The following is a 2,485-nucleotide window of genomic DNA, read 5'->3' on the forward strand; positions in this document are numbered from 1 at the left end:
TTAGTGACTGAAGCGAATTTCTCAGAAAGAAAAGGAGGAGTGGTTTTAGTCAGTGAAGGACAAGAGAAAATCTCTAAGCTTCAAGTAATTTGGGTCGATCAAGGATATGCCGGGAAAAAATTTACCCAAATGATCGCTCTGGTCAGTCAAGCTAGAGTAGAAGTGATCGAGAAGAAAAAGAAGCAGTTTGAAGTGTTGCCACGGCGTTGGGTTGTAGAACGAACATTTGCTTGGCTGGTGCAAAATCGACGTTTAATTGTAGACCAGGAGCAATTACCAGAAATAAGTGAGGCGATGATCTATGATCGTGTAATTGGGGTCAAAAGGCTTTTGGGACTTCAACAAGGCAAACACCAAATGAAGAAGTTTACGCATAACGGCCGCGCTCACCGGCATTTTCACCTTCCCTCGACTCAATCACGTCTGGCTGAAAGCCTTGAGAAGGGGATTATGGCCCATAGCCACTATCGCTGGCATATATAAAGCTTTTCTCAAACGTCGATTACCGGTATGAGAAAGGCGGGGTTTACGTTGAACGGAAGTGCCAGAAGTCCATTGACTAGGAGTTAACCCAGCATAAGCGGCTAACTGACGAGCTCTATGATAGTTCTCAATCTGACCAATTTCCGCCAGAAGAACCGAGGCACTCAGTTCACCAATACCGGGAATAGAGGTTAATAGCTCCTGTTGTTTTCCCAGGTGGGGATGGCGCTGAAAATGGTCTCGAATCAGTTGTTTAACTTGTTTTTGCTGCTGGTGTAGACCCTCTAGATGAGATAAGATTAACTCAGTTATCACACCTGTAGAGGTTTCCAGGCGGTTGCGCTCTTGTTGTTCCATCTGTTGCAGCGCTTCTAAGCGTCGCATCAACTCTTGAAGCTCCTTAATCTCTGCTGGCAGGGGAGTCCAAGGAGATGGGTTAATGGCTTGGCAAAAGCGAGCAATTAAGCCAGCATCCACGGAGTCAGTTTTAGTGCGTAAGAGTTCACTTTTGGCAAATCCCTTAATCCGAGCCGGATTGACTATACTGACGGTGAACTGTTGTCTTGTCTATTCTTTATTTCCCTCCTTATCTACATCGATGGAGCTGGCTGTTTAATGATCTCTGACTTGGCCGGATTTCCTCCCCTTGACATCCAAGACAGTATCTACGGAGGATGGGAATTGCAATGCTAATGACATTCTAAACCCTATTGCCTATTGCCTTCCCATTCCTGGTACTCTAGATCAAGTGAGTCTATCTGCAAAAAGAAATTATTATTAATGACCTCCTCTGCTACAACCTCTCCCCAAACTGTACGCCTGGGTTCCCGTAAAAGCCAACTTGCTCTGGTTCAAAGCGAATGGGTACAAGCTCAACTCCAGGTCCATCACCCCGATACTCGATTTGAGATTGAAACCATGAGTACCCAAGGAGATAAAATCCTGGATGTTCCCCTGGCGAAAATTGGCGATAAGGGGTTGTTTACTAAGGAACTGGAAGTGGGAATGCTCGCTAGAACAACGGATATGGCTGTGCATTCCCTGAAAGATTTACCGACCAATTTACCGGAAGGTTTGATGCTCGGTTGCGTGACACAGAGGGAAAACCCGGCTGATGCATTAGTGGTGAATGCTAAGTATGGGGATAAGAAATTGGAAACTCTCCCCGATGGTGCGGTAGTGGGTACGTCTTCTTTGCGGCGTTTGGCCCAACTGCGCCATTATTTCCCACAACTGGCGTTTAAGGATGTGCGGGGAAATTTGAATACTCGTCTGAAAAAGTTGGATGATGGGGAATATGATGCCCTGATTCTAGCAGCAGCGGGCTTAAAGCGCTTGGACATGAGCGATCGCATTCAACAGGAAATTCCGTCTGATATTTCTCTCCATGCTGTCGGACAAGGAGCATTGGGTATCGAATGCCGTCAGATTAATGACCAGGAAACCGAAGAAAATCTTAAGAAAGATCGGGCAGTGTTGGAGATTATTCAGGTGATTCAACATCAACCTACACTCTATCGCTGTTTGGCTGAACGGGCTTTTCTGCGAACCTTAGAAGGGGGATGCCAAGTTCCCATTGGCGTGAATACGTCTATTGAAGGCGATCGCCTCACCTTAGTTGGTATGGTAGCTAGTTTAGATGGCCAGCGCCTCATTCGCGACCAAGTTACCGGCAGTTGCCAAGAAGCGGAACACCTGGGGATTAATCTTGCCGAAGAACTACGAGGACGCGGTGCAGGGGAGATCCTAGCGGAAATTCTCGCCCAAATTGACCGTAGTTAACGACCCCCTGTAGGGTTTCGTTCCTCAACCCAACCTCTACACTCTGCTCCCCTTCTCCTGCGGGAGAAGGGGCTGGAGGATGAGGGACAATCATGAATAACTCATTTAAAAACACGAGGAAAAGCGACTCGTGCAACTTTAGTCGCCTAAATTTGTTATACTTAAAAAGTGAGTAAGGGCAAACGCCTACGTGAAGAATCATCCTAGTTACGGTGAAATT

Annotated in this window: 3 protein-coding genes and 1 pseudogene; 2 read left to right on the plus strand and 2 right to left on the minus strand. The window is 46.7% G+C overall.

The window, feature by feature from the left end; translation table 11 throughout:
* Positions 1 to 483, plus strand: a 483-nt coding sequence (locus AC3A14_RS24540) for a transposase (protein ID WP_487779236.1), incomplete at its 5' end; no start/stop codon positions are given.
* Here the strand turns inward: AC3A14_RS24540 and AC3A14_RS24545 are convergent.
* Positions 418 to 840, minus strand: coding sequence for a transposase (locus tag AC3A14_RS24545; protein WP_487779238.1), 423 nt, complete (start codon positions 838 to 840; stop codon positions 418 to 420). The genes AC3A14_RS24540 and AC3A14_RS24545 overlap by 66 nt on opposite strands.
* A pseudogene (locus tag AC3A14_RS24550) lies at positions 823 to 1,032 on the minus strand (IS110 family transposase); the annotation flags it as partial. The pseudogene AC3A14_RS24550 and the gene AC3A14_RS24545, both read right to left, overlap by 18 nt.
* A 231-nt stretch (positions 1,033 to 1,263) precedes the next feature.
* Here AC3A14_RS24550 and hemC point away from each other — a divergent pair.
* Positions 1,264 to 2,265, plus strand: coding sequence for a hydroxymethylbilane synthase (gene hemC, locus AC3A14_RS24555; RefSeq protein WP_487779237.1), 1,002 nt, complete (start codon positions 1,264 to 1,266; stop codon positions 2,263 to 2,265).
* Positions 2,266 to 2,485: the final 220 nt, after the last annotated feature.

It is taken from the genome of Roseofilum sp. (genome assembly GCF_982964205.1).

Excerpts from the sequence above, each read along its gene's own strand:
- AC3A14_RS24545 (WP_487779238.1), bottom strand. The coding sequence starts at position 840 with ATGGAACAACAAGAGCGCAACCGCCTGGAAACCTCTACAGGTGTGATA.
- hemC (WP_487779237.1), top strand. The coding sequence starts at position 1,264 with ATGACCTCCTCTGCTACAACCTCTCCCCAAACTGTACGCCTGGGTTCC.